The sequence below is a fragment of the Nocardia wallacei genome (assembly GCF_029868745.1).
Classification (GTDB): domain Bacteria; phylum Actinomycetota; class Actinomycetes; order Mycobacteriales; family Mycobacteriaceae; genus Nocardia; species Nocardia wallacei_B.
Window position 1 is genome coordinate 1 of record NZ_JARWOP010000012.1, and the last position, 2163, is coordinate 2163.

General features: G+C 62.9%; 2 protein-coding genes. One reads left to right on the plus strand and one right to left on the minus strand.

What is annotated here, in order from left to right; all coding sequences use genetic code 11:
- Positions 1-1324: helix-turn-helix transcriptional regulator (locus tag QH470_RS00295; protein ID WP_280270195.1), on the plus strand; the 1324-nt coding region annotated here is incomplete at its 5' end.
- Positions 1325-1664: 340 nt separating this feature from the next.
- On the opposite strand, the gene QH470_RS38160 is transcribed toward QH470_RS00295, so the two are convergent.
- On the minus strand, positions 1665-2163 hold a 499-nt coding region (locus QH470_RS38160; RefSeq protein WP_425302562.1), incomplete at its 5' end, for an IS3 family transposase.

Genomic DNA, 2163 nt, shown 5'->3' on the forward strand with positions numbered 1-2163 from the left:
GACGATGGCCGAAGCTGATCCGCTGCGAGCGGTGTCGTTGCTGATGCTGTTCGGGGAAGCCAGCTTCCACGCGAACCTGCCCATCGAGTGGGCACATGTCGGAGCCATCGCCGAGAGATTGCCGATGTCCGGGGACCACGCTGCCGACACACTGGTGATGCTGTTGCGAGGAGCATGCCGGGCACGGACGGGGAGACCTCACGGATTGTCGTCGCGAGACAAGGATCTTGCGGAGAAGCTCACCGACCCGGTGAAACTGAACTGGGCCAGTGGACTGCTGTGGGCTATGGGCGACCGAGAGCGGGGCCGGCGACTGAATCGGGCGGCGGTCCAGCGTGCCCGGGACACCGGCGCGGTCGGGCTCTTGGTCTGGGCCCTGGAACGTGGCGTGATCGATGACATCGCCCGCGGGCGTTTTCGCGCTGCGGAAGCGGCTGCGGGGGAGGGCCATCGCCTCGCCGACGAGATCGGCCAAAGCAATGTCAGCTGCTGGCACCGCAGCTCGCTGGCCTTGCTGGCGGCCTTGGGCGGACGTGAGCGGGAGGCGCGCGAGCTGGCCGATGAGGTTTTGGCCGAGGCGATACCACGCCGGCTCGCGATTGTCGTCGCCGCGGCCAGGCGGGCTCTCGGATTGACAGACCTGGCCGCGGGGCGCGCGGAGTCGGCATTGAACCATTTCCAACCGGCATACGATTCCGTTCAGCCGGAGGTGATGCTGGTATACACGCCCGATTGGGTGGAGGCAGCCGTTCAAGCACACCGACCCGACTTGGCTGTCCAGGCTGTGGAGTCGCTGCGCCGGTCCGCGGCGGCGGGCGCGCTGGTGGCGCGGTGCGAGGCATTGCTCGCCGGGCCCGAAGACGCGGAGGATGCGTTCCGGCGCTCACTCGAGCTGCACGAAAGGGACGAGCAGCCAATGGAATTCGCTCGCACCCAGCTGTTGTTCGGTGAGTACCTGCGCCGCCGCCGGCGCAGGGCGGAGGCCCGGCGCCCACTGTGGTCTGCGTTCGAGACATTTCAGGCACTCGGCGCGACTGGATGGGCCGAACGTGCTCGTGCCGAGCTACGCGCGGCCGGGGAAGCTGTGGCGCCTTCGACGACTTCCAGCAACGTCGACCTGCTGACGTCTCAGGAAATGCGAATTGTTGATGCGGTCGCGGCGGGTTTCACCAACCGTGAGATCGCGGCTCAATTGTTCCTCAGTACCCGGACGATCGACTATCATCTGCGCAAGGTCTTCAAGAAGCTGGGCGTACGGTCTCGCTCCGAGCTCATCCGTGTCGTCTTGTCCGGACCTGATACCTCACCGAACGCCGAGTTTTGACTGCACTTCCACAAGTGGCTATTCGCCATCGCGGTCACGACGGTTCTGGTCCGCGATCCGGCCGGAGGTGATAGTGACCGTGTGCTGTTCGGTGAGCGCCGCACGAACGGCCGCGTTATCCTACAATGCCGACGGCACGGCAGGTGGCGGGGGCCGATGGCCCGCGTAAATGAGTTCAGACAGCTCCTGTCGGGTCGGTCAGGGATCGCCACTCGATCGACAGAGTCTGCTCCCAGATCCGCGAGGTGCTTGTCGGCGCTGATTTGATCGTGTGGGAGCCCGGGCAGGATTTCTGTGATGACGTCATGCAGGATGTGTGTCACATGTTGTCGGTTGTTGGTCACGGTTGGCTTCGATCCTGGGTGAGGGTATGGATATCGGCGATTGCCAGTATCCGTGACGTCCTCTGGTCATGGATCACGACGTCGACCAATTCGTCGTTCGGACGGTTTCGGTGCCGACGGAGTTTCACGGTGATATCCAGCGTGGCGTAGGAGTCGGTATTGCCCAGGTAACATAGTTTGTGATCGAGTACTCGACGATCGGTGAAATCCCGCTCTGACCGTCCCAATGCACGCCACAGGCGCAGTATCGCTGTGTCGATAATGCTGAAAGTAAGCAGCGAAGTACACGATGCCAACACCGTTGGCATCGCAATGAGCTTCTTCTGGATGCGTTGGGTGTTGTACCAGCCGTCGATGTAGGAGAACAAGGCGTTCTCCGCGTCTTCCCTTGTGCGCCAAGAGTTCCGGTACACCAGCTCGGTCTTCAACGTAGAGAAGAAATTCTCCATGAGCGCATTGTCGTAGCTGTCTCCGACCGAGCCCATCGACTGCGCA